The organism is Streptomyces sp. NPDC001410 (assembly GCF_042895235.1).
Lineage (GTDB): Bacteria > Actinomycetota > Actinomycetes > Streptomycetales > Streptomycetaceae > Streptomyces.
Genome location: NZ_JBIAWE010000014.1, coordinates 226,228 through 251,327, shown reverse-complemented (window position 1 = coordinate 251,327; position 25,100 = coordinate 226,228). Strand labels below are relative to the sequence as shown.

General features: G+C 72.4%; 24 protein-coding genes, 2 pseudogenes and 1 riboswitch. Of the genes and pseudogenes, 13 read left to right on the top strand and 13 right to left on the bottom strand.

The window, feature by feature from the left end:
- Positions 1-83 (top strand): annotated as a pseudogene (locus tag ACFY3C_RS29970) (IS5/IS1182 family transposase); the annotation flags it as partial.
- On the opposite strand, the gene ACFY3C_RS29965 reads toward ACFY3C_RS29970, so the two are convergent.
- Both ACFY3C_RS29965 and ACFY3C_RS29960 read right to left on the bottom strand, forming a co-directional pair.
- Complete coding sequence (locus ACFY3C_RS29965; RefSeq protein ID WP_390772961.1) at positions 61-810, bottom strand: hypothetical protein; 750 nt, start codon at positions 808-810, stop codon at positions 61-63. The pseudogene ACFY3C_RS29970 and the gene ACFY3C_RS29965 sit on opposite strands and share 23 nt — an antisense overlap.
- A 59-nt stretch (positions 811-869) precedes the next feature.
- The gene (locus tag ACFY3C_RS29960) at positions 870-1,556 is read right to left on the bottom strand and encodes a YoaK family protein (protein ID WP_390772960.1); all 687 of its coding nucleotides are present in this window, start codon (positions 1,554-1,556) and stop codon (positions 870-872) included.
- A gap of 103 nt (positions 1,557-1,659) precedes the next feature.
- On the opposite strand from ACFY3C_RS29960, the pseudogene ACFY3C_RS29955 reads away from it, so the two are divergent.
- Positions 1,660-2,912, top strand: a pseudogene (locus ACFY3C_RS29955) (alpha/beta hydrolase family protein).
- Between the two features lie 42 nt (positions 2,913-2,954).
- On the opposite strand, the gene ACFY3C_RS29950 reads toward ACFY3C_RS29955, so the two are convergent.
- From ACFY3C_RS29950 to ACFY3C_RS29920, 7 genes are all read right to left on the bottom strand, one after another.
- Entirely contained in the window at positions 2,955-3,368 is a 414-nt protein-coding gene (locus ACFY3C_RS29950) for a transglycosylase SLT domain-containing protein (protein WP_097254942.1), read from the bottom strand.
- 339 nt (positions 3,369-3,707) lie between these two features.
- Complete coding sequence (locus tag ACFY3C_RS29945; RefSeq protein ID WP_390772959.1) at positions 3,708-4,538, bottom strand: ECF transporter S component; 831 nt, start codon at positions 4,536-4,538, stop codon at positions 3,708-3,710.
- Positions 4,535-6,358: an ABC transporter ATP-binding protein gene (locus ACFY3C_RS29940; RefSeq protein WP_390772958.1), complete on the bottom strand. Its 1,824-nt coding sequence runs from the start codon at positions 6,356-6,358 to the stop codon at positions 4,535-4,537. The genes ACFY3C_RS29945 and ACFY3C_RS29940 overlap by 4 nt, the downstream gene beginning before the upstream one ends.
- Positions 6,355-7,524 carry an energy-coupling factor transporter transmembrane component T gene (locus ACFY3C_RS29935; protein ID WP_390772957.1) on the bottom strand — a complete coding sequence of 390 codons (1,170 nt, stop codon included), beginning with the start codon at positions 7,522-7,524 and terminating at the stop codon, positions 6,355-6,357. The genes ACFY3C_RS29940 and ACFY3C_RS29935 overlap by 4 nt, the downstream gene beginning before the upstream one ends.
- Positions 7,517-8,170: an SCO2322 family protein gene (locus ACFY3C_RS29930; RefSeq protein WP_390772956.1), complete on the bottom strand. Its 654-nt coding sequence runs from the start codon at positions 8,168-8,170 to the stop codon at positions 7,517-7,519. The genes ACFY3C_RS29935 and ACFY3C_RS29930 overlap by 8 nt, the downstream gene beginning before the upstream one ends.
- Entirely contained in the window at positions 8,167-9,396 is a 1,230-nt protein-coding gene (locus ACFY3C_RS29925) for a prenyltransferase/squalene oxidase repeat-containing protein (protein WP_390772955.1), read from the bottom strand. Before ACFY3C_RS29925 ends, ACFY3C_RS29930 begins: the two co-directional genes overlap by 4 nt.
- 109 nt (positions 9,397-9,505) lie before the next feature.
- A riboswitch (cobalamin riboswitch) is annotated at positions 9,506-9,641 on the bottom strand.
- A gap of 155 nt (positions 9,642-9,796) precedes the next feature.
- Positions 9,797-10,843 carry a hypothetical protein gene (locus ACFY3C_RS29920; protein WP_390772954.1) on the bottom strand — a complete coding sequence of 349 codons (1,047 nt, stop codon included), beginning with the start codon at positions 10,841-10,843 and terminating at the stop codon, positions 9,797-9,799.
- 249 nt (positions 10,844-11,092) lie between these two features.
- Here ACFY3C_RS29920 and ACFY3C_RS29915 point away from each other — a divergent pair, with 249 nt between their 5' ends.
- From ACFY3C_RS29915 to ACFY3C_RS29900, 4 genes are all read left to right on the top strand, one after another.
- Positions 11,093-11,695 (top strand): XRE family transcriptional regulator, encoded by a 603-nt coding sequence (locus ACFY3C_RS29915; protein WP_390772953.1) that lies wholly within the window; start codon positions 11,093-11,095, stop codon positions 11,693-11,695.
- A gap of 123 nt (positions 11,696-11,818) precedes the next feature.
- On the top strand, positions 11,819-12,418 hold the full coding sequence (locus tag ACFY3C_RS29910) for a hypothetical protein (RefSeq protein WP_386572265.1): 600 nt from the start codon (positions 11,819-11,821) through the stop codon (positions 12,416-12,418).
- The gene (locus tag ACFY3C_RS29905) at positions 12,418-13,674 is read left to right on the top strand and encodes an MAB_1171c family putative transporter (RefSeq protein ID WP_386572471.1); all 1,257 of its coding nucleotides are present in this window, start codon (positions 12,418-12,420) and stop codon (positions 13,672-13,674) included. Before ACFY3C_RS29910 ends, ACFY3C_RS29905 begins: the two co-directional genes overlap by 1 nt.
- A complete protein-coding gene (locus ACFY3C_RS29900; RefSeq protein WP_390772952.1) occupies positions 13,667-15,079 on the top strand; it encodes an FAD-dependent oxidoreductase in 1,413 nt (470 codons plus the stop codon). The genes ACFY3C_RS29905 and ACFY3C_RS29900 overlap by 8 nt, the downstream gene beginning before the upstream one ends.
- Here ACFY3C_RS29900 and ACFY3C_RS29895 read toward each other — a convergent pair.
- A complete protein-coding gene (locus ACFY3C_RS29895; RefSeq protein ID WP_390772951.1) occupies positions 15,072-15,368 on the bottom strand; it encodes a nuclear transport factor 2 family protein in 297 nt (98 codons plus the stop codon). The two genes, ACFY3C_RS29900 and ACFY3C_RS29895, sit on opposite strands and share 8 nt — an antisense overlap.
- Positions 15,369-16,433, bottom strand: a complete 1,065-nt coding sequence (locus ACFY3C_RS29890; RefSeq protein WP_390772950.1) for an MBL fold metallo-hydrolase — start codon at positions 16,431-16,433, stop codon at positions 15,369-15,371.
- A gap of 167 nt (positions 16,434-16,600) precedes the next feature.
- Between ACFY3C_RS29890 and ACFY3C_RS29885 the strand changes: the two genes are divergently transcribed.
- The 4 genes from ACFY3C_RS29885 (at position 16,601) to ACFY3C_RS29870 (ending at position 20,187) form a co-directional block, all read left to right on the top strand.
- The gene (locus tag ACFY3C_RS29885; RefSeq protein WP_390772949.1) at positions 16,601-17,482 is read left to right on the top strand and encodes a GNAT family N-acetyltransferase; all 882 of its coding nucleotides are present in this window, start codon (positions 16,601-16,603) and stop codon (positions 17,480-17,482) included.
- An 82-nt stretch (positions 17,483-17,564) separates the two neighbouring features.
- The gene (locus ACFY3C_RS29880) at positions 17,565-19,016 is read left to right on the top strand and encodes an aldehyde dehydrogenase (protein WP_390772948.1); all 1,452 of its coding nucleotides are present in this window, start codon (positions 17,565-17,567) and stop codon (positions 19,014-19,016) included.
- A gap of 3 nt (positions 19,017-19,019) precedes the next feature.
- Complete coding sequence (locus ACFY3C_RS29875) at positions 19,020-19,253, top strand: ferredoxin (RefSeq protein WP_390772947.1); 234 nt, start codon at positions 19,020-19,022, stop codon at positions 19,251-19,253.
- Between the two features lie 70 nt (positions 19,254-19,323).
- Positions 19,324-20,187: a tetratricopeptide repeat protein gene (locus ACFY3C_RS29870; RefSeq protein ID WP_390772946.1), complete on the top strand. Its 864-nt coding sequence runs from the start codon at positions 19,324-19,326 to the stop codon at positions 20,185-20,187.
- Between the two features lie 348 nt (positions 20,188-20,535).
- Here ACFY3C_RS29870 and ACFY3C_RS29865 read toward each other — a convergent pair whose 3' ends face one another.
- Together ACFY3C_RS29865 and ACFY3C_RS29860 are read right to left on the bottom strand one after the other, a co-directional pair.
- A complete protein-coding gene (locus ACFY3C_RS29865) occupies positions 20,536-20,943 on the bottom strand; it encodes a hypothetical protein (protein ID WP_390772945.1) in 408 nt (135 codons plus the stop codon).
- Positions 20,940-21,581, bottom strand: a complete 642-nt coding sequence (locus ACFY3C_RS29860; protein ID WP_386572280.1) for a TetR family transcriptional regulator — start codon at positions 21,579-21,581, stop codon at positions 20,940-20,942. Before ACFY3C_RS29860 ends, ACFY3C_RS29865 begins: the two co-directional genes overlap by 4 nt.
- A 221-nt stretch (positions 21,582-21,802) precedes the next feature.
- Between ACFY3C_RS29860 and ACFY3C_RS29855 the strand changes: the two genes are divergently transcribed.
- From ACFY3C_RS29855 to ACFY3C_RS29845, 3 genes are read left to right on the top strand one after another with little or no spacing between them, the layout of a single operon-like run.
- A complete protein-coding gene (locus ACFY3C_RS29855) occupies positions 21,803-23,263 on the top strand; it encodes a glycosyltransferase family 4 protein (protein ID WP_390772944.1) in 1,461 nt (486 codons plus the stop codon).
- On the top strand, positions 23,257-24,030 hold the full coding sequence (locus ACFY3C_RS29850; protein ID WP_390772943.1) for a class I SAM-dependent methyltransferase: 774 nt from the start codon (positions 23,257-23,259) through the stop codon (positions 24,028-24,030). Before ACFY3C_RS29855 ends, ACFY3C_RS29850 begins: the two co-directional genes overlap by 7 nt.
- Positions 24,027-25,097 carry a prenyltransferase gene (locus ACFY3C_RS29845; protein ID WP_390772942.1) on the top strand — a complete coding sequence of 357 codons (1,071 nt, stop codon included), beginning with the start codon at positions 24,027-24,029 and terminating at the stop codon, positions 25,095-25,097. The genes ACFY3C_RS29850 and ACFY3C_RS29845 overlap by 4 nt, the downstream gene beginning before the upstream one ends.
- Positions 25,098-25,100 lie beyond the last annotated feature (3 nt).

The window sequence follows — 25,100 nt, the reverse complement described above, 5'->3', positions numbered from 1 at the left end:
GGATCTTCCGCAGGGCACGATGCAGCCCGAATCGAATGTCGTCAATCGCCGCAGCCGTCCTCACCCTGGAGCGGCAGCGCTGAAAAGGCTCAATGTGTCGGTGTCTATGTCCTTCTCCCACTGCTTCAGGTCTCTGGGGTTCTCGTAGGTGGACTTCCAGTTGAGCCCGGTGAGCGAGTAGCTCGCCCCGACCACATACGCGCCTACCTTGCCGGTGTTCTCCAACTGGAACGTCACCGGCACATACGTGGTGGTCTCGTCTTTGTGAATACTTCCGATCTTCGCGGACATGACGACCGTCATGGGAGACGAATAGGGCTCGTAGATCTGCGAGTAGACGAAGTTGGCCGCGGTGATGAGCGCAGTGAAGGAGACAATGGCCGCGAAGTTGCGTCGAAAAGTGATTTCCCGCCACGCTTGCCGGCGATGAAGGAGATCCCAGAGTGCCCAGCACGCCCACACTACGAGGCCGAGCCAGAGCCAGAGCCAGTGCGTGTACTCCCCCATCTGAACCGTCAGAAGGAGCAGACCGGCACCCAGTATGGCCAGTACTCCGAAGAGAGTGATCGCGGTCGTGTATTTCGTTCCGCGTCCGAGGAGCCTGTCCACGACGACGCAGACGGCCGCGGTGAGGGCCGTCAGTCCCGCGGCGACCAGAAGGCCCCCGGCAAGCCGGCCGGCGTACGACAGCGCATGAATGATGTCCTGCCGTCCCAAGCCGATGAGCACGGCTGAAGCCACGACGAGGCCGGCGATCATGAGGGCGCCGGATATCTTTCCGCGAAGCTTCGCGGGAGGTCTGAGTCCCATGGCGCCATGCTCATGCCCTACAGCGCGGTGCGCCCGGGTTGTTACTCCGAACAGTCGAGCTATTCCCGGCCCGACGCCACCACGGCCAGCACCCCCGACAGCGCCGCCGCGAGCAGCAGTGGGATGCCCAGGCCGTGGTGGAGGACCAGCCAGGCGCCGAGGGTGGCGCCCGCGAGCATCGCGATCACCGCCGCCGTGCGGCGCGGGGAGCGGTGGCCCGTGGCGTCGCCGAGGCGGGACTCGGAGGCCAGGCCGGTCAGGGTCATGGTGAGGACCGTGGTCGTCAGGTCGGGGATACGCAGTTTGCGGACCGTCGCGTTGCGCAGGCCCATCGCGAACGCGGTGAGGGCGATGAGCGCGTAGCGGCTGCCGGTCGTGTCCGGCCAGGCGAAAGCCACCGCCGCCGACGTGCCGACCAGGAGCGTCTCCGCCGCCAGGGTCAGCCGGGCCCACCTGCGCCGCGAGCCGTTGCCGTGCCGGGCCGCCACCCGGCCGCCGGTCACCGCGCCCAGCAGGAAGGCGGCCAGCGAGGTCGACGTGTGCGGGACGGAGAAGTCGGGCGCGCCGGCCGCCGCGAAGCCGAGCACCACCACGTTGCCGGTCATGTTGGCCGTGAAGACCCGGCCCAGGCCCAGATAGCTGACCGCGTCGATCAGGCCGCTGACCACGGTCAGCACCAGGAGTACGACCACCAGCCGCACCCCCCGCGCCTCCGGGTCGGGCAGGGGCGGTGACGGCGTCGTCATGCTTCCTCCGGTCAGCCGGACGGACAGAGTGGTGACAGGTCCACCACGGGCGCGGGGGACTCTCGGATGTCCCGGCGAAGCGTGCGTCCGTAGCGTTCGGGACATGACAGAGGACACGCGCAAATCAGGAGAAAAGCAGCCCAGTTGGCGTATGCGGAAGGCGGGTGCGCTCGCGGCTGTCGCGCTGCTCGCCGACGTCGCCGCCGCTCCGGCCGCCGTCGCCGGGCCGCGCGGCGACCGCCGGGGAGAGGTGGTGTCCGTCGTGCCGGTCGCCCGGCACAGCCGTGCCGAGGACGCCCGCGGCCTGGAGCAGCTTCAGGTGGGGACCGACTCGATGCGGTACGGCGTCCTGCGTACCGGGTGATGTACCTCACCGTCGACCCGTACGGGCGGCCCACCACCGCGACCGGTCTGCTCACCCTGCCCGAGGGCGGCGGCCGCACCCTCGACCTCGTCTCCGACACGCACGGGACCATGACCGACCGCGCCTACGCACCCTCCGTCGCGGAGGACGCGCGGGCGCAGTCGTACCTCTTCGCCTCGGCCGGGCACGCCGTCGCCGCGCCCGACTACCTGGGGCTGGGCAAGGGGCCGGGCCGCCATCCGTACATGGACACACGGTCCGCCGTCACCGCCTCCGTCGACATGCTGCGGGCGGCCCGGACGGCGGCGGGGCGACTCGGGCGCACGCTGAACGGGGATCTGTACGCGACCGGCTTCTCGCAGGGCGGGCAGGTCGCGATGGCCGTGGGGCGGGCGGTGCAGCACGGGGACGCGCCCGGATTCCGGCTGAAGGCGCTGGCGCCGGTGGCGGGGCCGTACGACCTGGCGGGGACCGAGGTGCCCGCGCTCACGGACGGGCGGGTCAACGACATCAGCGGAGTGCTCTACATCTCCTACTTCCTCGTCGCACAGAACCGGCTGCACCCCCTATACAAGGACCCGTCCGAGGTGTTCCGGGCGCCGTACGCGGACCGGGTCGAGGGGCTCTTCGACGGGCGGCACGAGGAGGAGGACATCGTCCGGCAGCTCGCCCCGAACGTGCGGGAGCTGCTGACGGACGATTTCTACCGGCAGCTCACCCGGCCGACGGGAGCCTTCCGCGAGGCGCTGCGGGCCAATGATCACACCTGCGACTGGAAGCCCGACGTGCCGGTGCGGCTGTACGCGGGCGACAACGACACCGACGTGCCGATCGGCAACGCCCGGACATGCGCGCGCACCCTCGCCGAGCAGGGGGCGAGGGTGCGGGTGCTGGATATGGGGCCCGTCGACCACGGAGGGTCGTACCGGGCGGCGCTGGCCGGCATCGCGCGCTTCTTCGGCGGCGCGGTGGCCTGGCGCGGGGTGGCCTGAGGCCGGGGGGCCGGGGGCCGGGGGGGCCGGGAGCCGGGTGGCTCAGTACCAGCCGTTGGCCTGCCAGAAGCTCCAGGCCTGGACCGGGCTGCCGTAGCGGGAGTTCATGTAGTCCAGACCCCACTTGATCTGGGTGGCCGGGTTGGTCTTCCAGTCGGAACCGGCGGAGGACATCTTCGAGCCGGGCAGGGCCTGGACCAGGCCGTAGGCGCCGGAGGAGCTGTTGGTCGCGGCCGGGTTCCAGCCGCTCTCGTGCTCGACGATCTTGCTGAAGGCGTTGAACTGCGCGGCGTCCGGGATCATCTTGTGCGCGATCGCCTGGGCGGAGGAGGCCTGGGTGGTGGCGGCCTGGGCGGGCGCCGCGGTCAGGGCCAGACCGGCGGTGGCGGCGGCCACGGCGGCGGCGGTGAGGGCCTTCTTCGGGGAAGCGATGCGGCGGATGAAGGAGACGGACACGGAGAACCTCTTACGTCGGGGACATCGGATCGCCTGTATGTCGCAACCCCCCGGTGTGGGGGCCTGCCGCATACGTCGGCGCCGCGACCCGTTCGGGCTCGTGGCGCCTGGCGACGTCCACTACAGAAACAGGCTTGAGGCGGGTCCGCAATGACCCCTTTTACTAGTTGTGGCCGGATCGGGCGGAAAGGTCGTTAGTGTGGCGTGGGTCTCAAAGTGCAGGTCAGAAGGGGTGCACTGAGGGATGAATCGGACATAACGAACAACGATCCTGGATCGTAGGTGACCTGCGTCATGTGGGGTGCTTCACCAGGGAGCTGACAGCCCGGATACGGCCCCTCACGCAGCGGGTGCGTCGAATGTGACCGCGGTCTCGAAAGCGGCACGCCTGGTGGCCCGGCGGAGCGCGCGCAGCAGCGCCGGGCCGAGGACCAGGGTCAGAACGACCGTGCAGACCGCCCGGCCCAGGTCCCAGCCCATGGAGGTGGTCAGGCAGTAGGCGACGAACCGGGCCAGGTTGGCGCGCACCGTCCCGTCCGGGTCGAAGGCGATGTTCGAGGTCAGGGCACCCATGAAGGGCCAGCCGGCCAGATTCATGACCGTGCCGTAGGCGAACGCCGCGAAGAAGCCGTAGCCCGCCAGCAGGAGCCGCTCGCCCCGGCCGCGCAGCCGGACCTGGCCCGGCAGGAGCCCGGCGCCCATGGTGAACCAGCCCATCGCCAGCATCTGGAACGGCATCCAGGGGCCGACCCCGCCCGTGAGCAGCGCGGACGCGAACATCGTCACCGAGCCGAGCACGAACCCGAAGCCCGGGCCGAGCACCCGCCCGCTCAGCACCATCAGGAAGAACATGGGCTCGATCCCGGCCGTGCCCGCGCCGATCGGGCGCAGCGCCGCCCCGGTCGCGGCCAGCACGCCCACCATCGCGACGGCCTTCGGACCGAGACCGGACTCGGAGATCGTCGCCGACACGACCGCGACCAGCAGGATCAGCAGGCCCGCGAACAGCCAGGGCGCGTCCTCGGCGTGCGCGCCGATCTGCGAGCCGGGCGGGGCGAGGAAGGGCCAGCAGAAGCCGACCACGCCGACCGCGCTGACCAGGATCAGAGCGGCGAGGGAGCGGGGGCCGAGCCGGACGGCGCGGACCCGGGCCCGCGAGGTGGTGGTCATGCCAGGGCCTCCCGGACCGCGGCGACGGTCAGCCAGGGCTGCGGGGCCAGGATCTTGGTGACCTGCGGGGCGAAGGAAGGGGAAGAGACCACGATCTCCGCCGTCGGGCCGTCGGCGATCACCTCGCCGTCGGCGAGCAGCACCACCCGGTGCGCGATCTCCGCCGTCAGCTCCACGTCGTGCGTGGCCAGCACGATCGCGTGTCCCTCGGCGGCCAGCTCCCGCAACACGGTGACCAGGCGGGCCTTGGCCGCGTAGTCCAGGCCCCGGGTCGGCTCGTCGAGCAGTAGAAGGGGAGGCCGGGCGGTGAGGACGACCGCCAGGGCGAGCGCCAGACGCTGGCCCTCGGACAGGTCGCGGGGGTGGGTGTCGTCCGTGATGTCCGGCAGCAGCTCGGACACCAGGGCCCGGCAGGTGCCGGGCGCGGCGGCCGCGTCCCGGTCGGCGGCCGTGCACTCGGCGGCCACCGTGTCCGCGTACAACAGGTCCCGCGGCTCCTGCGGCACGAGACCGACCCGGCGCACGAGGTCCCGGGGCGGCATCCGATGCGGTACGGCTCCGCCGACTCGGACGGTACCGGCGGTGGGCTCCACCAGTCCGACGAGGGAGCCGAGCAGGGTGGACTTGCCGGCGCCGTTGCGCCCCATCAGTGCGACGGTCTCGCCTGGGGCCACGGTCAGGTCTATGTGCCGCAGGGCTGTGATCCCGCCTCGGCGGACGGCCAGGGAGCGGACTTCGGCGATTTGTGGGGCAGCGGTGGCCGTGGGAGCGGGGGTTCGCCGGAACATCCGCTGCCAGCGGGATGCCTGCGGCGCATTGGCCGTGACGATCCTCGCCTCGGCTTCGCCTTCGGCGCGGATCTCGTTCCCACCCGCACCACCCGTACAGCTTTCGTCGTCGGGTGCGGGTGGCCCCTGTGAGGCGTCCTCGCCGTCGGCGGCCACCGGCTGGGACGCCACCTCGGCCAACGGCTCCGGCCGTGCTTCGGTCGCGGGTGTCGGCGCCTGGGCCAGTAGTTCCCGGAGTCGGGCTGCCCGGCGGCGGGCGTCTCGGACGGTCAACGGGAGGGGGGACCAGCCGGCCAGGCGGCCCAGGTCCACCACCGGTGGGTACACCGGGGAGACGGACATCACCTCGGCCGGGTCGCCGTGCAGCGGGGCGGCCCCTGGGGAGGGCAGCAGTACGACCCGGTCGGCGTACTGGATCACACGCTCCAGGCGGTGCTCGGCCAGTAGGACCGTTGTGCCCAGGTCGTGGACCAGGCGCTGCAGGACCGCCAGGACCTCCTCCGCGGCGGCCGGGTCGAGTGCCGAGGTCGGCTCGTCGAGGACCAGCACCCGTGGGTGCGGGGTGAGGACCGAGCCGATCGCGACCCGCTGCCGCTGTCCGCCGGAGAGCGTGGCGATGGGGCGGTCGCGCAGGTCGGCGAGGCCCAGCAGGTCCAGGGTCTCCTCGACCCGGCGCCGCATCACCTCCGGAGCGAGCCCCAACGACTCCATGCCGTAGGCGAGTTCGTCCTCCACCGTGTCCGTCACGAAGTGCGCGAGCGGGTCCTGCCCCACCGTGCCGACCACGTCCGCGAGTTCGCGCGGCTTGTGGGTCCGGGTGTCCCGGCCGGCCACCGTGACACGGCCGCGCAGGGTGCCGCCGGTGAAGTGCGGGACCAGCCCGCTGACCGCGCCCAGCACCGTCGACTTGCCGACCCCGGACGGGCCGACGAGCAGCACGAGTTCGCCCTCGGGGACCTCGAAGTCCACGCCCCGGACGGTCGGTTCGGCCGCGCCCTCGTAGGTGACGCTGACCTCCTCGAAGCGGATCACGACGGCTCCTTGGAGTCCTGGGGGTCCTTGGGGACGATGAAGGCGGGCAGCAGGGCCGGCAATACCGCGGCCGCGGGCCACAGGGGCAGGGTGGGGGCCACCAGAGGTACTACGCCGGGGTGCAGCGCGTCCGGGGCGCGTACGGAGGCGAGCGCGAGCAGCGCGGCGACCACGGCACCCGAGCCCGCGACCAGCCACGCGTGCACACCCCACGGCTCCGGGCGGTACCGGGTGCGCGGGGTGCGGCGGCCGCCCAGGCGCAGGCCCGCGAGCGCGGCGACGACCCCGGCTCCCAGCACCGGCAGCCCGTACGTGCCGCCCTCCGCGGTGAGCAGCCCGTACGTCCCCGCACACACGCCGAGCAGGCCGCCGAGGGTGAGCGCGGACGTCGTACGGCGCACCCGGGCGGGGACGGCGGCGGTACGGCCGTAGCCGCGGGCGTCCATCGCGGCCGCGAGGGCGACCGAACGCTCCAACGCGCCCTCCAGGACCGGCAGTCCGACCTGGAGCAGGCCCCGTACCCCGCGGTCCGGGCGGCCGCGCAGCCGGCGGGCGGCGCGCAGCCGCTGGACGTCGGCGATCAGGTGCGGCGCGAAGGTGAGCGCCACGACCACGGCCACGCCGGTCTCGTACAGGGCACCGGGCAGGGACTTGAGCAGACGCGCCGGGCTGGCCAGGGCGTTGGCGGCGCCGACACAGATGAGGAGGGCGGCGAGCTTCAGGCCGTTGTAGCCGGCGAAGAGCAGCGCTTCCGCGGTGACCTCACCGCCGAGCTGGATGCCCTGCGCCCAGTGGGGGAGGGGCACTTCGGGGAGGGTGAGCAGGACGTGCGTACCGGGGATGGGTGAGCCGAGGACGACCGTGAACGCGAGGCGGATGAGCAGCACGGCGACGGCGAGCTTGGCGAAGGCGGCGTAGGAGCGGGCCCAGGGCGCGCTGGAGCGGTGGGTGGCCACCACGTAGCCTGCCGCGGCTATGAGGAGGCCGAGGAGGAGCGGGTTGGTGGTCCGGGTGGCGGCCGTACCGAGCCCGAGCGACCAGAGCCACCAGGCGCCGGGGTGGAGCGGTGCCGGCCGCGCCCCGAAGGGACGCGGGCTGTGTCGATCTGCGGCTCCGCCGTGTGGGCGCGACCAGCCCCCACCGGACCGCGCCCGGGGACTACGCATCCCGGCGCCGCCGGGCCTGCCACACCGCCGCCCCTGCCAGGAGGACGACCGCGCCCACGCCGATCGGCAGGCCGAGGGAGGGGCCGCTGTCCTTCTGCCGGGGCTTCTCGCCGACAGGCGTCGCCTTCTTCTCCGTGTCGTCGGCGGACACCTGCTCCCCGCAGCCCTTGTGGGGATACCCGGCGATCGCGCACAACAGGGCGTTGGTGTCGTAGCGGAGCGGCTTTGCGGTGGCTGCCAGGGCCTCGGCCGTCGTCGCGTCGGGGGAGACGCGCGCGCAGGCGGTGCGGCGGGTGGGCGGGGTCTCGCCGGACGGGGCGTCCGCGGGCGTGCCGAAGTCGATGACGAGGGCGACCCGCTTCGTACCCGGCTTCGCGGGCGTCCCCGCGCAGATCGTGGCGAAGTCCGCCGTGCCGCGCGGCCGGCTGGCGTCCGCGGAGTCCTCGCTCACCGCGAAGCGGAAGCCCTGGATCGCGCCGTCGTCGGGACGGGCGGTCGACGGGCCCTGGGTGGCGTACGTCCAGCGGCCGCCGTCCCGCTCCCAGAACGACCAGTAGCGGTAGCCGGTGGCGTGCGCCTGGGCGGCACCGGCGAGGAGGACGAGCGCGGCGACCAGCAGGGCCGCGGCACGGCGGACGGCGGTCACAGCTGCTGCCGCTTCCGGCGGCCGCTGAGCAGGATGCCGATGCCGACGCCGAAGACGAGGCCGGCACCGACGATCCACCAGACACCGATGCCCGAGTCGTGCTCGGCGCGCTTGCCGGGCTCCGCGGTGGCGGCGGCCTTCTGCGGCGCCGGGCCCGTCGCGTTGAGCGCCTGCGCCAGGTCCGTGCCGCCGAAGTCGTGCGGGTCCTCACCCATCGCGTGCGCGGCGAAGACCAGCTCGGCGTAGGCGGCCGGGCCGCTCTGCTCCGCCCACTTCGCCGCGTTCTTCTCCAGCCAGGCGTACGGCTTCTTCGCCTGCCCCGCCCAGCCCTTCGCGGCGAGCGCGACGACCGCGTCCGCCGTGTTGCCGTAGTCGGGCTGGTCCTTGGCCCCGGGCAGGGCGGACTTCAGGTACCCGTCGGGGTTCATGGCCTTCCCCAGATAGGCGGCGCCGTCGCTCGCCACCTCCGCCGGGGTGGGCTTGTCGGAGTTGCGGCAGATGGAGCTCTGCTCCGGGGCCTTCCCGGCCTTCGGCGCGAACCCCTTGCCGAGCGCGCCCAGCACGCCGGCCGCCGTCGCGTCCGCGTTGGCGACCAGCTTGCCCTTCTTGTCCGGCTGGTAGGCGAGCGCTCCGCCCCCGGTGCCGTCGCACGGCATGGACAACTTGGCCAGCAGGTCGTACGGGCTCTTGCCCTGGGCGTGCAGCTTGGCGGGGTCCTGGCCGACCGCGGCGAACGCGCCGATGGCGACGCCGGTGGAGTTGGTGTCGCTGGGAGCGCCGGGTGAGTAGCCCCAGCCGCCGTCCTCGTTCTGCAGCGTCGTCAGCCAGACCAGAGCCTTGCGGACCTCGGCGTCGTGACCGCCGACCGCCTGCAGCGCCTGGACGGCGGCGGCCGTGCTGTTGGTGTCGGGCTGGGCGCCGCCCTTGCCCTCGCAGGGCTTGGCGGTGTCGGCCCGGAACGCGGCGAAGCCGCCCTTGTCGCACTGCTGCCCGACCAGCCAGTCCACGGCCGAGCCGGCCGGGCGGTAGCCGAGCGTCCGCTGGGCGAGCAGGGCGAGCGACTGGCGCCAGACACCGTCGTACGTGGGGTCCGTCTTGCCGAACAGACCGGCCGGGATCGTCACCTTCGGAGGCGCGGACGGGGACGGGTCGGCGGCCATGGCGGGTGCGGCGGCGGCCAGCACACCTACGGCGGCGAGAGCCGCTGCACTGCGGCGGACGTTCATGGTCGGCGACTGCCTCTCCTGCGGGGAACCGGCAGCGCACGGGAACACCCGGGCGGCTCGGCTCCGTAAACCTCGACGGTGCCGTGCGCTGCGGGTCGCCGCGCACGCGAGCCGGTCAACGTCCCGGGCGGGGCAGTCCGGCTCACCGTCCAGGACGGACAGTTCACGGTTGCGGGTCAGCGCCGGAATTGCACCGGCTTCCCCCCGTACAGGTGTGATGACGACGCCGCCACTTTACCGGCAGCCGTGCGCGGCCCGAGGGGTGGCTGTGGGCACACGGAGACGGTGACCGGGGTCACGGCCATGGCGGCTGCGGGGAGAACGGGGGGAGGCGTGGCGCCCGGGCGGCGGGTACGGGATCGAAGGGGCTTGGCTGCCGCGGGCGTTGGCCCGACAGGCCCTACGCCGCGTACGGCCGGGCCGGTGGGGTGACGGCCACGGTCAGGTGGCGGGCCATGCGGCGCAGGGTGTGCGCGCAGTCCGTCGGGGTCTCGCCCTCCGCCACCCAGTGCGCGAGGCGGTCCTCGGGGTCGGCGTGGGCGGCCGCCGTGACGTGGTCGCCGGGCTGCCGGGTGAGGACCATGCGCTCGGCGGACGGCTCGTACGCGGCGGCCGGGTCCATGTCCAGGTGGGTCAGCCGGCCGGTCGTGGCCGGGTAGGCGAACTGGATCGAGGCCGCCCGCTGCCGGGTCGGCGCCATGTCAGGGAGCCGGCCGACGGCCAGAGCGGCGGCGGCTCGGGCGAGGTCGACGCCGGTGGCCAGCTCGACCAGCAGCGGGATCAGATCGCCGGGCAGGTGCGGGACGACGTCCGTGACGCGGGGTCCGCGGGCGGTGAGCCGCAGGCCGATGTGGGCGACGGTGTGCGCGAGACCGAGCGCGCGCACGGTCCGCTCCACCGTCTGCCGCAGGAAGCGATTGTGCAGCAGCCCGTCGTGGGCGTGCACGGAGTGCCGCAGTGGCTGCCGGGCGGGCGGCGGGCCCGGTGCCGTACGGGTCAGTGCGGCGATGCGGACCTCGTCGTCCAGGACGACGGTCTCGGCGCGGACGAGCGGGGCGTCGGCGTCCTCCCGGCCGGCCGGGGGAATCCCGTGCCGGGCGAGCAGCACCTGGGCCGCGGCCGGGTCGGCGCAGGCGACGGCCGTCTCGTACGGGATGCCGGGCAGGCCGAGCCGGGCCGTGATGCGTGCGGCGGCGGGCAGGTACTCCCTGGTCCAGGTCAGTACGCCGCTCACCCGGTGCCGTAACGCGTAGTGCGCGACCGCCTCCGCGGTGGCCGCCTCCTGGCCGGGGTCCACGGCGATGTGCCCGGCCAGGTACGGGCGTGCCCAGACGGGCGGGAACGGGTCGACCAGCACCACCGGGTGGACCGCCGCGATGCGCTCCAGCGGGTACGCGTCGTACGCGGCCCGGTGGCTCACTCCGAGGAGCAGGACGGCATGCGGCATCGAAGGCTCACCTTCGTGGGGAGAAGGCGGACAGAGGTACGCCCCGGATGCTGCTCCCCCATAGGCAGCACCCGAGGCGGGTCGATCTTGCTCTCTGTGCCCCGATCCTCACCCACCGCACCGTCAACTGTCAACGATTGCTGCCTAATTCCGCAGTGGGTGTTGTCACGTCTGGTCGGCGCACGGGCGACCGGGTAGCCTCGCGTCAGCTCAGCCACGGAACGGACGACACGCCCAGGGGGGACCTCGGTGAGTGACGCCTACGCCCCGCTGGCCGACGTACTCGACCGCCTCGGCGAGCTGACCGGCCGGCCCGGCCGGCTGCCGGAGGTCCTGGACGTCGCCGGCCTCTCCCACCGCACCGGCATCCCGGTCGGCGTCGTCGTCGAGCTGCTCTCGGGCGGCCGGGTGCCGGAGGGCTGCCTCGCAGGGCGGGTGCGGCAGCGGCTGGACTTCGTCCGCGAGACCCGGCGCCGGCCCGACGGCAAGCGGTACTCGCTGGACGAGCTGGCCCGGATCGCCGGAACCAGCCGGCAGTGGCTGAGCGAGTGGCGCAAGAGCGGCCTGCCGAGCCTCGAACACATCGACCGGCTGCGCAGGTTCTTCGGTCTGCCCGCGGGCTTCTTCACCGCGGACGAACAGGAGGCGCTGCAGGAGGCGTTGCAGCCGGTGCTGCAGGACCTGGAGGCGGAGGCGGACCCGCTGCTGCGGCTGCGGGAGAGCGGACTGGTCCGACTGGCCGCGCGGGCCCCGCAGATGAACGCCCGTCAGCTGGCCACGCTCGCCGATCTGGCGGAGATGATCATCGCGTCGGAGCAGGCCGGGCAGGCCGGGGGCGCCGGGCGTGCCTGATGCGCTTCCGGCCGTAACTGATCCAGTTCTGGCCGTAAATGATCGTTGCGGCTGCGGGAACGTGCCGTTACCGTCGTCCCCGCCTTATGGTCGCCGCACGCCCGCCGACCGCAAGGACGACGCATGAGCCCCGACAGAGCGCCGAAGTCCCGCAGACCCACCAGGTCGCCGAAGCGGTTCCTCGACCGGCTCGTCCGTGACACCGCCCGGACACTGACCCCGCCCACCGAGCCGAAGGCGTTCCTGCACGCGGTCTGCGCCACGCTCAGCCCGCAGCTGGACCGCCCGGTCCGGCTGAAGTTCGTCACCTTCCCGCCGGGCCTGGACGTCTCCGGGGTCACCTTCGCCATGGACGAGCAGTACGTCGTCGTGGTCGAGGACCGGGCGCCCGACGAGCACAAGTTCGTCATCGCGGGGCACGAGATCGGCCACATCCACTACCAGACGCTGGACGTGCACTACCCGGCCGGCATGCCCGCCGCGGCCCGCCGGCTGCTCGCCCAGGCCGAGGACGACATCCCCTGGGACCAGGTGGTCGCCATGGCCACCCGGTCGCCCGCCGCGGCGGCGGCCGAGGCGGAGTGGGAGGCCGAGGAGTGCGGGCTGCGGCTCGCGGCGAAGTTCTCCAAGGTCGTCGGGCCGGGCGCGGCGGCCGGGCGGACGACCCAGGACACCCTCACCGGACGGCTGTCGTCCTCGCTGGGCAACATCGGCGGGCCGTGATGCGCTGGGACATGGCGGGTTCGTTCGCCGCCTACGCCGTCCCCGCGGTGCTGCTCGCGGTGGCCTTCGTCATCAAGCTGCCGCTGCTGCGACGGGCCTGGCAGGACCCGATCCTGCGGGCCACCGCGCTGCTGCTCGGCATCGGCGCGGTCGTCTTCGCCTCGCTGCCCCCGGGCAACCTGCACGGCATCAACGAGATCACCGGCGTCCCCAACTTCGCGGGCCTGTGGGTCTATTCACTCCTCACCGCCTACTGCGGGGCCTGCCTCTGGCTGATCATCACCTGGCGCGAGCCCCCGTCCGCGGTGCGCGGCCGGCGTACCCGCACGGTCTGGATGGTCTACGGCGCCATCATCCTCGGCCTGTGGACGACGTTCCTGCTCGGCGACCACCACGTGGAGCGGCTGCGGGACCTCGACACCTACTACGCCAACACGCCCTGGATGCGGGAGTTCGCGCTGCTCTACCTGGTCGCGCACATGGTGTCCGCGCTGGTCGCGGCGGGCATCCTGTGGGCCTGGTTCAAGGAGGTCGAGGACACCTGGCTGCGCCGGGCCGTGGTCTTCCTCCAGGTCGCCTACGCGCTCGGGCTCATCTTCGACGTCGCCAAGCTCGCCGCGATCGGCGCACGCTGGAGCGGCCGTGACTGGGACTGGCTGTCGACGTACGTCGCCCCGCCGTTCGCCATCGCCGAGGCGGGACTGGTCGCCGTGGGCTTCATCGCCGGGCAGGCCGGCCCGGTCGTCGACGAGCGCCGGGACCTCGTCCGCACCCACCGGCGCCTCAAGCCCCTGTGGCAGGCGATGCTCACCGTCACGCCCCCGGCCGCCCCGGCGACCGGCCGGGTCAGCGGCGCCGCCCTGCGCCTGGAACTGCGCCGAGCCGCCATCAACGACGGCCTGCTCAAACTCTCCCCGCACCTCAGCCCCGCCCGCCGCCACCGGGCCCACCGGGCGGCAACGGCGGCCGGCCACCCCGACTCCGTGGCCCGGGGCATCGCCGGGGCGGTGGACATCCTGATCGCCACGGACATCCTGCGCTCACCGGGGACCGGGGACGAGCCGCCGGAGACAGGGCACAGGGAGCCGGCGCCCGCGGGCGGATCCGGGTTCGGGCCCGACCCCGCCTCCGGCGGCAGCCCGGAGCGCGACGGCGAGCTGGAGTGCATCGCGCACGCTCTGCGGTTCCACTCGTCGGTTGTCGATACGTTCCGCCGGGAGGCGGTCGCCACAGAAGGTCTCGCCATTCATGCCTGACAGAGTCACCGCCCGCCGTACCGCGATCGTCATCGGCGGGAGCACGGCCGGCATGCTCGCCGCCTCCGTGCTCGCGAGCCGCTTTCACGAGGTCACGATCGTGGAGGCGGACCGGCTGCCGGAGGGCCCCGAGCCGCGCAAGGGGCTGCCGCAGGCCCGCCACGCCCACCTGCTGTGGTCCGGCGGGGTGGTCGCGCTGGAGGAGCTGCTGCCGGGTGTCACCGGGGAGCTGGTCGGCAGGGGCGCCGGGCTGATCGACGTGATGGCCGACCTGGTGAGCAAGGCGCCCTCGGGGCAGTGGTTCCGGCGGTTCACCGACTCCCGGCACCACATGATCGTCTGCAGCCGGGACCTGCTGGACGCGGTGATCCGGGCCGACGTCCTCGCCCGGCGCCGGATCACGCTGCGGGACGGTACACGGGTGGCGGGCCTCGCGGGCGACAAGGGGCGGGTGACCGGAATCCGTGTGCCGGACGGGCCCGGCGGGCAACTCACCACCCTCCGCGCCGACTTGGTGATCGACGCCGGTGGCCGCGCCTCCCAGGCGCACAAATGGCTGCAGCAGCTGGGCCACGCCCCGGTGGAGGAGCGGGTGGTCGACGCGGGCGTCGCCTACGCCAGCCGGGTCTACGCGGCCCCCGACGGCACGGCCGCCCTGCGCTACCCCGTCGTGAACGTCCAGGCCGACCCGCGCGACGCGCCCGGCCGGGGCGGAGTCGTCGTACCGATCGAGGGCGACCGCTGGCTGGTCACCCTCTCGGGCACCCGTGGCGGCCAACCGACCGCCGACCCCGACGAGTTCGAGCACTTCGCACTCACCGGACTGGGGGACCCGATCATCGGCCGGCTCATCGCCGGGGCCAAGCCGCTCACCGACCCGGTCACCACCCGCAGCACCGCCAACCGCCGCCGCTACTACGAGAGTTCCGAGACCTGGCCGGACGGCTTCGCGGTCATCGGGGACGCCGTCGCCGGCTACAACCCCGTCTACGGCCACGGCCTCTCCGTCGCCGCGCAGAGCGTGCAGGAACTCGGCCGGGTCCTCGACCGCCACGGTCCCACCGCCCCCGGCACCGCCCGCCGCATCCAGCGTGCGGTGGCCCGGCCGGTCGGCAACGCCTGGAACCTGGCCGTGGGCCAGGACGCGTACTACCCCGGCGCGGCGCCCCAGCCGCCGACCGCCGTCGAGCGGCTGCTCACCGCGTACGTCGACAAGGCGGTCGCCGCCGGCTCCAGGAACCCGCGCGCCCTGCGCGGTCTGCTGGACGTGATGAGCCTGAAGACCCCGGCGGCCCGCCTCTTCGCCCCCGACATGCTGTGGACCATCTGCTTCGGCCCCCGCAGGGGCCCCCTGCCCGGCCCGCCACTGAGCCGGACCGAACGGGAGGCCGCCGGGCTCAGCTGACCTTCGGCGTCGGGCCCGCGAACGCCAGGTGCAGGACGGGGGTCTCCAGCAGCCATCGGCCGCCGTAGGTCGAGAAGTACGAGGTGGCGGTGGCCGTGTCCGGGGACGTCACGGTGGCGAGGACGTTGGACATCAGGCGGCGCGAGAGCCGGTCGGCCGGGCGGGAGCCGAAGTACTCGCGCAGCGCCTCCCGGCCCTCGACCCGGCGTCCGCCCTCCGGCCACGCCCAGCTGCCGTCCTCGGTGAACAGCTCGGCCACAGATGACGGTTCACCGAGGTCGAGCCCCACTTACACCGCCACGTACGCCACCGGCTCGCCCCCCGCCACCGGCTCCGCCCGCCCCAGCTTCACCAGGCGCCGCAGGTGCGCCTCGGCCTCCGAGACCGCGATGTTCCTGGACGGGTACGGGATGTCCGGCCAGGGGCGGTTCCACTCCATGCGCTCGGCCAGCTGCCAGGGCGTGAGCGGCTCGGAGAGGAGGGCCAGCAGGTCGGTGAGGCGGTCCTCGTGGTGGGTGAGCAGCTGCCGTACCCGGGCCGGCGCGTCGGTGAAGGCGTACTGGTGGGCGGGGAGCACCTCGGCCGGGGTGAGGCGGCCGACGCGCTCCAGGGAGTCCAGGTAGTCGCCAAGGGGGTCCCCCCGGTCGAGCGAAGCCGAGACTGGGGGAGGGTCGGTCACCGTGGCGTCGTCGGGGTCCTCGTACAGGCCGATGTGCGGGGTGATCTCCGGGAGGACGTGGTCGCCCGAGAACAGGCGCCCGCTGCCGGGCAGTCGGTCCGGATGCTCCTCCTCCAGGTGCAGGCAGACGTGGCCGGGTGTGTGGCCCGGGGTCCAGATCGCGCGCAGCCGCCGGCCCGGCAGGTCGAGGAGTTCACCGGGGACGATCTCTCGGTCGGGCAGGGCGGGGGAGAGTCCGGGGAAGGTGCGGCGGCCGCGGGCGGCGCGCAGGGGAGCGACGTGTTCCTCGGGCGCGCCGGCCACCGTCAGCTTGGCGGCCATGTACGCGTACCAGCGCTCCGGACGTGTCTCGCGCGTCCTGCGCACGATCGCCGCGTCGGCCGCGTGCATCGCCACCCACGCCCCGGAGGCCTCGCGAACCTGCCCCGAAAGACCGTGGTGGTCCGGGTGGTGGTGGGTGACGACCACCCCGCACACCTCCGCGACCGAGGTGCCGCAGGCCGCCAGCCCTGCGTTCAGGACCTCCCAGGACGCCGGGTCGTCCCAGCCCGAGTCCACCAGCACCGGACCCCGGTCGGTGTCCACGACGTACACCAGCGTGTACCCGAGCGGGTTGTCCGGAATGGGGACCCGGATGGACCGTACGCCCCCGCCGTGATCGAACGTCTCCGTCATGTGTCCTCCACCCCGCCGGCGCCCGCACCCCACGACAGCTGCCCACTATAACCAGACCTGACTGGCCGTCAGGTACTCCAAGTGCCCCTGGTTTAACCCTTTGCCGCGTCCGAGTCGGAGCAACTACGTTCTCCGGGCCGCCGATCACCCAGGCCGATGGAGACACCTTGACCATACGCATCACCCCGCTGACCGACCCCGACGCCGGACTGTCCTCCCGCCGTCTGGCGTGGCTGGCCTCCGACGCCGACTCAGTCCCCGTCGGATCGGCGTTCCTGCGCCTCTACACCAGGGCCGGGCAGGAGCATCTCGCCGAACTGGAGCTGCAGGTCCACCCGGCCGAGCGGCGGAAGGGTGCCGGCACCCGGCTCCTGGAGGCGGCCGTGGCCGCCGCGCGCGAGGACGGCCGGCGCTGCGTCGTCACCCAGGCCGAGGCCGGCTCTCCCGGTGACGGGTTCCTGCCGGCCCGGGGCTTCCACCGGGTCCTGACCCTGGTCTTCACCCGGCTCCCGCTGGCCGAGGCGGACGTCACGGCTCTCACCGGGATCATCGAGGAGCCGCATCCCGGCTACCGTCTGACCTCCTGGGAGGGCACGGTCCCCGACGACCTCGCCGAGACGTATGTCGAGTCGCGTCACGCCATGGACGACATGCCGATGGGCAGCACCGACTTCGGCACGGTGACCTGGGACCTGGAGCGGATCAGGGCCGCCGCCGCGGCCATCGAGAAGCGGGGCGACCTGCTGTACACCGTCGCCGCCGTCGACGAGTCGGACGGCTCGATCGCCGGGTTCACCGAACTGGTGGTCCCCGGCGACGGCAGGGGCGACGGCCAGCACTACGGCACCGGCGTCCTGCCCCGGCACCGCGGCCATGACCTCGGCCGCTGGATGAAGGCCGCCTCCATCCGGCACGCCCTGGAACGGCACGCGGATCTCGGCGGCCTGCTGACCGACACCGCCGACAACAACCCGCACATGATGCGCATCAACGACGCGCTCGGCTATGCGCCGACCCACACGACGTTCGAGTACCAGCTCGACCTCTGATGTCTGGCTTACCGCCACTAGAACTGGTATCAGTTTCTGAAACAGCGTCAGAAACAGGCGGTGCGGCGGGAGGCAGTCGGCCATGACCGAGCTCGTGGAACACGGACAGCTGTTCATCGGCGGGGAGTTGACCGACCCGCTGGGCGGGGACGTCATCGAGGTGATCTCCCCGCACACCGAGGAGGTCATCGGCCGGGTGCCGCACGCCTCCAAGGGAGACGTCGACCGGGCGGTGGCCGTCGCGCGCCGCGCCTTCGACGAAGGCCCCTGGCCACGCGCCTCGTTGGCCGAGCGGATCGAGGTCGTCACCCGGATCAAGGACGGCATCCTCGCCCGGCACGAGGAGATCGCCCGCGTGATCTCCTCGGAGAACGGCTCCCCGTACTCCTGGAGCGTCCTCGCCCAGGCGCTCGGCGCGATGATGGTGTGGGACTCGGCGATCAAGGTCGCGCAGAACTTCCCGTACGAGGAGCGCCGCGACGGCGTCCTCGGCCCGATCCTCGTGACGCGCGAACCGGTCGGCGTGGTCGCGGCCGTCGTCCCGTGGAACGTGCCGCAGTTCGTCGCCGCGGCCAAGCTCGCGCCCGCGCTGCTGACCGGCTGCACGGTCGTGCTCAAGCCGTCCCCGGAGTCGCCGCTGGACGCGTACGTCCTCGGTGAGATCGCGCGCGAGGCCGGGCTGCCCGAGGGTGTCCTGTCCATCCTCCCCGCCGACCGCGAGGTCAGCGAGTACCTGGTCGGGCACCCCGGCGTCGACAAGGTCTCCTTCACCGGCTCGGTCGCGGCCGGCAAGCGGGTGATGGAGGTGGCCGCCCGCAACCTCACCCGGGTCACCCTGGAGCTGGGCGGCAAGTCGGCGGCGGTCGTGCTCCCGGACGCTGACGTCCAGGCAGCGGTGTCGGGCATCGTCCCGGCGGCCTGGATGAACAACGGGCAGGCGTGTGTCGCCCAGACCCGCATCCTCGTCCCGCGCACCCGCTACGACGAGTTCGCCGACGCCTTCGCGCAGGCGGCGAACGCCCTGAAGGTCGGCGACCCGCTGGACCCGGCCACCCAGGTCGGCCCCCTGGTCGCCCGGCGCCAGCAGCAGCGCAGCCTCGACTACATCCGCATCGGCCAGGAGGAGGGCGCCAAGACCCTCACCGGCGGCGGCCGCCCGGCCGGACTCGACCGCGGCTGGTACGTCGAGCCGACCCTCTTCGGGGACGTGGACAACTCCATGCGCATCGCCCGCGAGGAGATCTTCGGCCCAGTGATCTGCCTTCTCCCCTACGGCGACGAGCAGGAGGCCGTGAAGATCGCCAACGACTCGGACTACGGCCTGTCCGGCAGCGTGTGGACGGCCGACGTCGAGCACGGCATCGAGGTCGCCCGGCAGGTCCGCACCGGCACCTACTCCGTGAACACCTTCAGCCTGGACATGCTCGGCCCGTTCGGCGGCTACAAGAACTCGGGCCTGGGGCGGGAGTTCGGCCCCGAGGGCTACGGCGAGTACCTGGAACACAAGATGATCCACCTCCCGGCGGGGGCATAGCTCATGGGCGACCGCTGGCACGTCGAGGTCGACCGGTCCGTGTGCATCGGCTCGGCCCAGTGCCTCCACCACGCCCCGGACGGCTTCCGCCTCGACTCCGCCCGCCAGTCCCACCCGGTCGAACCGGACACCGACGCGAGCGAACAGCTCCTGGCGGCCGCCGAGAGCTGCCCGGTGGAGGCCATCATGATCACGCTGGTGGGCAGCGCGGAGCCGGTGTTCCCACCCGAGGACTAGAGGGTGTCGGAGCCGCGGGGTACTCTCCTGCGGTTCCGAAGATTCCTCGTACCGACCAGGGTGGGAAAGCGTGCGCAAGTCCGAGGCCAAGCGGCTGATCGACGAGGCCTACGAGGCGTGGAACGCCGAGGAGTGGCTCACCGCGGCCGGCCTGCTGGAGCAGGTCCTCGCGCACTACCCGGACGAGAAGCGCAGCGCGGTGTGGTGGTACGACGCCGCGCTCGCCCACAAGTTCCTGCGCAACTGGGCGAAGGCGTACGAGCTGGGCCGCGAGGCCGCCGCCCGCGCCCCGCGCGGCGAGGGCGACCCGGCGTACTGGAACCTCGGCATCGCCGCCACCGTCCAGCGCGACTGGGCCACCGCCCGCGCGGCCTGGACCGGCTTCGGCATCGAACTCCCGGACGGCGAGGGCGAGATCCGCGGCCGCTTCGGCCCGGCCTGTGTCCGTCTGGACACCGGCGGCGAACGGGAGGTCGTCTGGATCGACCGCCTCTGCCCGACCCGCGGCCGGGTCATGAACGTGCCCGTGACCGGCGGCCGCCGCTTCGGCGAGATCGTCGTCCACGACGGCGAACCCAAGGGCCACCGGGTCGTCGACGGCCACGAGTTCCCCGTCTTCGACGAACTCCTCCTCTTCGAGGCCTCCGACCTGCCGACGCTGACGGTGACCGTGAACGCGGGCGAAGCTGCCGACCTGGACGCCCTGATCACCCTGTTCGTGGAGCAGAACTACGGCGCCGAACCGGCGAGCAGCCTGAACGTCCTGTGCGCCTGCTGCAGCGAGGGCACCCACGAACAGGAGCGCACGGTCCACGCGGGAGCACAGAGCGTGTCCCTGGCCGCCCCCGAACCGGAAGCCCGCCGCCTGCTCGACGAGTGGGCCGGTGAGGCGCTGCCGGGGCGGAGCTGGAGCGGGCTGGAGCCGGTTGCGTAGGCGTAACCGCAGGTTGGCGCCTTGATGAAAAATAATCCCATTTGTCGGGTTCCTTAAGGCGCTACCGGGGTATCCTTATAAGTGCCTACGAGGCGAGTGAGGGAGTCTCACCGGAGTAGCCGACTTTGGCGCGACGCGCAAGCATCCGCCGGGGCCGACAGCGACGGTAGGGCTGAGAGGCTGAAAAGCAGCAGTCAGGCTGGACGGCGACCCCCATCACCTGATCCGGACCATGCCGGCGAAGGGAACCCGTCTCGTAGGTTCTTGCATGTCCAGGGGGCAGGGGGATGTCACTTCAAAGCCTTCACGGCATCAACCCTGGAAAGCTCAAGCAGTGATGGGGTTCATTCACGGTTTGGTGCGCCGCATGGCGACGAAGTAGTCGTCGATGTCCGCGATCTCGTCCTGGCTCAACACCGGGGGTTCGCCGTTTCTTTCCTGCACGTGTTGGATGAAATCCCGCCCGGGGGACACCCCGTAGACCTCCACATAATGTGCGGCGTCGCCACGCCAGTAGAATTCACCGTCGGTAAAGATCCCGCTTCCCCCGGGCGTGCCGAACTGTGCTTCCACGATGTCGGTCGTGTGCTCCATGATGGCGAGGACGACACTGCCTCTCTTCATGTACGAGGCGATGACGGGCCGCTCGTCGGGTGCCAATGCGTCAACCTGCTCAAGCATCTCGGCTCTCCGCCGGGCGTAGGTCTTCTGCCCTTCGAGAAGGCTCAGAATCCCCAGCGATCGGACCGGCTTCACGGATGCTTCTCCGGCGATCCCGGCTCCGTCAGGTCGATCAACCGGCACACCGTCTCGATGTCGATCTTCACCTGGGCGATGGAGGCGCGGCCCGAGAGCCAGGTGATCAGGGCCGAGTGCCAGGTGTGTTCGATGACGCGGACCGCGGAGAGCTGCTCGGGGGTCGGGTGGTCCAGGCCCACCGCGTCCAGGATGATCGCCGTGGTCTGCCGGGAGACCTGGTCGACCTCGGGGGAGACGCTGCGGTCGGCGAAGGTCAGGGCGCGGACCATCGCGTCGGCCAGGTGGGGCTCGCGCTGGAGTGCACGGAAGGCTCGCATCAGGGTCTCCGCGACCCGCTCGGCCGCCGTGTCGCCCGCCGGCGGCTTCTTGCGCAGCGCCCCGTGCATGTGCTCCAGCTGGTCCTGCATGGTCGCGACCAGCAGATGCACCTTGGACGGGAAGTAGCGGTACAGCGTGCCGAGGGCCACCTGCGAGGACTCGGCGACCTCGCGCATCTGTACGGCGTCGAAACCGCCCCGGCTGGCCAGCTGCGCGCTCGCGTGCAGGATCCGGCGACGGCGGGCCTCCTGTCGCTCGGTCAGCGGCGCCGAAGGGGGCCGGACGCTACTGGCTTCCAGCTTGGATTCCGCAGGCATGGGTCCCGTTCCGTGACAGTCGGTGAGGGCGTCTGTTGGGGCTTGTGATCATCCTGCACGGAGGGGGTCCCCGTCGTGGCGTGAATCACCTGATCCACTGCTCACAGGGCCCCTACCTGCCGGTAGATTCAGAGCCTCTTGAACGATCAAGTCTGAAACTTGTTCTAGATTAGCGTCCCGTCGTAGTCTCGCGGGACAGTGCAGGGAGAAGGGGGTCCAGAGTGACCGCTGAGGCCAGGGAGGCCGGGTCCCCGAAGGACCTTGCAGCCGACGGCGAGCGACCGCTCAACATCGCGCTTCTCACCTATAAAGGGAACCCGTTCTGCGGCGGCCAGGGCGTCTACGTACGACACCTCTCCCGCGAGCTGGCCCGCCTCGGCCACCGGGTGGAGGTCATCGGCTCACAGCCCTACCCCGTACTCGACGAGGGGTATCCCCAGCTCACCCTGACCGAGCTGCCCAGCCTCGACCTCTACCGCCAGCCCGACCCCTTCCGCACCCCCAAGCGGGACGAGTACCGGGACTGGGTCGACGCCCTGGAAGTGGCGACGATGTGGACCGGTGGCTTTCCCGAGCCGCTGACCTTCTCCCTGCGCGCCCGCCGCCATCTGCGCGCCCGGCGCGGCGAGTTCGACGTCGTCCACGACAACCAGACGCTCGGGTACGGGCTGCTGGGGGACATCGGCGCCCCCCTGGTCACCACCATCCACCACCCCATCACCGTCGACCGGCAGCTGGAGCTGGACGCGGCCGAGGGCTGGCAGCGCCGCTACTCGGTGCGCCGCTGGTACGCCTTCACCCGCATGCAGAAGCGCGTCGCCCGCCGCCTGCCCTCCGTACTCACCGTCTCCGGCACCTCCCGCCAGGAGATCGTCGACCACCTCGGCGTCCGGGACGACCGCATCCACGTCGTCCACATCGGCGCCGACACCGACCTGTTCGCGCCGAATCCGGCCGTGGCCGAGGTGCCCGGCCGGATCGTCACCACCTCCAGCGCGGACGTGCCCCTCAAGGGCCTGGTCTTCCTCGTCGAGGCCCTCGCGAAGGTGCGCACCGAGCACCCGGGCGCCCACCTGGTCGTCGTCGGCAAGCGCCCCACTGAGGGCCCGGTCGCCCAGGCCATCGAGCGCTATGGCCTCGAAGGCGCCGTCGACTTCGTCAAGGGCATCTCCGACGCCGAACTCGTCGACCTGATCCGCTCGGCCGAGGTCGCCTGCGTGCCCTCGCTCTACGAGGGCTTCTCGCTGCCCGCCGCCGAGGCCATGGCCACCGGCACCCCGCTGGTCGCCACCACCGGCGGCGCGATCCCCGAGGTCGCCGGCCGCGACGGCGAGACCTGCCTGGCCGTACCGCCCGGCGACGCGGGGGCGCTGGCCGCTGGGCTCGGCCGGCTGCTGGGGGACCCGCAGCTGCGGGTGCGGCTCGGTGCTGCGGGTCGCGAGCGAGTGCTGGAGCGGTTCACCTGGGCCCGCGCCGCAGAGGGAACGGTGTCCCGGTACCGCGAGGCCATCGCCGGCTCCGCGAGCACGGCACCCGGCCGCTCCGCGGCAGGCGTCCACCGCTCCGCGGTCGCAGAACCCGGCCGCTCCGCGACCGCAGCGAGTGCTGCCCCGGCAGCCGCCACGACGGCAGCCGCCACGACCGACACCGGCATCTCTTCCGAAAGCAGGGCCACGTGCTGACCGTCGACTTCTCCCGGTTCCCGCTCGCCCCGGGCGACCGTGTCCTGGACCTCGGCTGCGGGGCCGGTCGGCACGCCTTCGAGTGCTACCGGCGCGGCGCGCACGTCGTGGCCCTCGACCAGAACGGCGAGGAGATCCGCGAGGTCGCCAAGTGGTTCGCGGCGATGAAGGAGGCCGGCGAGGCCCCCGCCGGCGCCACCGCCACCGCCATGGAGGGCGACGCGCTGGCGCTGCCCTTCCCGGACGAGTCCTTCGACGTCGTCATCATCTCCGAGGTGATGGAGCACATCCCCGACGACAAGGGGGTGCTGGCGGAGATGGTGCGCGTGCTCAAGCCGGGCGGGCGGATCGCCATCACCGTGCCCCGCTACGGGCCCGAGAAGGTCTGCTGGACGCTGTCCGACGCCTACCACGAGGTCGAGGGCGGACACATCCGCATCTACAAGGCCGACGAACTGCTCGCCAAGATCCGCGAGGCGGGCCTCAGGCCGTACGGCACCCACCACGCGCACGCCCTGCACTCGCCGTACTGGTGGCTGAAGTGCGCGTTCGGCGTGGACAACGACAAGGCGCTGCCGGTGCGGGCGTACCACAGGCTGCTGGTCTGGGACATCATGAAGAAGCCGCTCGCCACCCGGGTCGCCGAACAGGCGCTGAACCCGCTGATGGGCAAGAGCTTCGTGGCCTACGCGACCAAGCCGCACCTGCCCCGGCTCGCCGAGACCGAGACCGAGACCGAGACCGAAGCCGAGGCGGCCGCCAAGTGACGACCCCCCGGACAGAACACCTCGTCCTGCCCGGGGTCCTCACCGCCGAGCAGGCCGCCGCGACCGTGCGCGGCATCCTCGCCGTACAGCGGGAGGACGGCGCGATCCCGTGGTTCCGCGGCCACCACCTCGACCCGTGGGACCACACCGAGGCCGCGATGGCCCTGGACGCGGCCGGCGAACACGAGGCCGCCGAGCGGGCGTACACCTGGCTCGCCACCCACCAGAACGAGGACGGCTCCTGGTACGCCGCCTACGCCGACGGCGCCCACGACGACGTCACCGACCGCGCCCGCGAGTCGAACTTCGTCGCCTACATAGCGGTCGGCGTCTGGCACCACTACCTGTCCACCGGTGACGACACCTTCCTGGACCGCATGTGGCCCACCGTCTACGCGGCCATGGAGTGGGTGCTGCGGCTGCAGCAGCCCGGCGGCGAGATCGGCTGGCGCCGCGACGACGACGGCACGCCCACCCCGGACGCGCTGCTCACCGGCAGCTCCTCCGTCCACCACGCCCTGCGCTGTGCCCTCGCCATCGCCGAGCAGCGTGAGGAGCCGCAGCCGGACTGGGAGTTGGCGGTGGGCGCCCTGCGCCACGCGATCCGCCTCCACCCCGAGCGCTTCCTCGACAAGGACCGCTACTCCATGGACTGGTACTACCCGGTCCTCGGCGGCGCCCTGACCGGAGCGGAGGCCAAGTCCCGCATCGAGGCGGACTGGGACCGCTTCGTCGTACCCGGCCTCGGCGTGCGCTGCGTGGTCCCCAACCCCTGGGTGACCGGCGGCGAGTCCAGCGAGCTGGCCCTGGCCCTGTGGGCGATGGGCGAGTCCGACCGCTCCCTGGAGATCCTCCAGTCCATCCAGCACCTGCGCGACCCGGAGAGCGGCCTGTACTGGACGGGCTACGTCTTCGACGACGACGCGATCTGGCCCCGCGAGCTGACCACCTGGACGGCGGGCTCCCTCCTGCTGGCCGTCGCCGCCCTGGGCGGCCACGACGCCACCTGCGCGGTCTTCGGAGGGGAACACCTGCCCACCGGCCTGGACCCCGACTGCTGCCGCTGAGGG

Coding starts and splice junctions, on each gene's coding strand:
- ACFY3C_RS29965 (WP_390772961.1), bottom strand. CDS start 810: ATGGGACTCAGACCTCCCGCGAAGCTTCGCGGAAAGATATCCGGCGCC.
- ACFY3C_RS29960 (WP_390772960.1), bottom strand. CDS start 1,556: ATGACGACGCCGTCACCGCCCCTGCCCGACCCGGAGGCGCGGGGGGTG.
- ACFY3C_RS29945 (WP_390772959.1), bottom strand. CDS start 4,538: ATGACCACCACCTCGCGGGCCCGGGTCCGCGCCGTCCGGCTCGGCCCC.
- ACFY3C_RS29935 (WP_390772957.1), bottom strand. CDS start 7,524: ATGCGTAGTCCCCGGGCGCGGTCCGGTGGGGGCTGGTCGCGCCCACAC.
- ACFY3C_RS29925 (WP_390772955.1), bottom strand. CDS start 9,396: ATGAACGTCCGCCGCAGTGCAGCGGCTCTCGCCGCCGTAGGTGTGCTG.
- ACFY3C_RS29920 (WP_390772954.1), bottom strand. CDS start 10,843: ATGCCGCATGCCGTCCTGCTCCTCGGAGTGAGCCACCGGGCCGCGTAC.
- ACFY3C_RS29910 (WP_386572265.1), top strand. CDS start 11,819: ATGAGCCCCGACAGAGCGCCGAAGTCCCGCAGACCCACCAGGTCGCCG.
- ACFY3C_RS29905 (WP_386572471.1), top strand. CDS start 12,418: ATGCGCTGGGACATGGCGGGTTCGTTCGCCGCCTACGCCGTCCCCGCG.
- ACFY3C_RS29900 (WP_390772952.1), top strand. CDS start 13,667: ATGCCTGACAGAGTCACCGCCCGCCGTACCGCGATCGTCATCGGCGGG.
- ACFY3C_RS29890 (WP_390772950.1), bottom strand. CDS start 16,433: ATGACGGAGACGTTCGATCACGGCGGGGGCGTACGGTCCATCCGGGTC.
- ACFY3C_RS29880 (WP_390772948.1), top strand. CDS start 17,565: ATGACCGAGCTCGTGGAACACGGACAGCTGTTCATCGGCGGGGAGTTG.
- ACFY3C_RS29875 (WP_390772947.1), top strand. CDS start 19,020: ATGGGCGACCGCTGGCACGTCGAGGTCGACCGGTCCGTGTGCATCGGC.
- ACFY3C_RS29860 (WP_386572280.1), bottom strand. CDS start 21,581: ATGCCTGCGGAATCCAAGCTGGAAGCCAGTAGCGTCCGGCCCCCTTCG.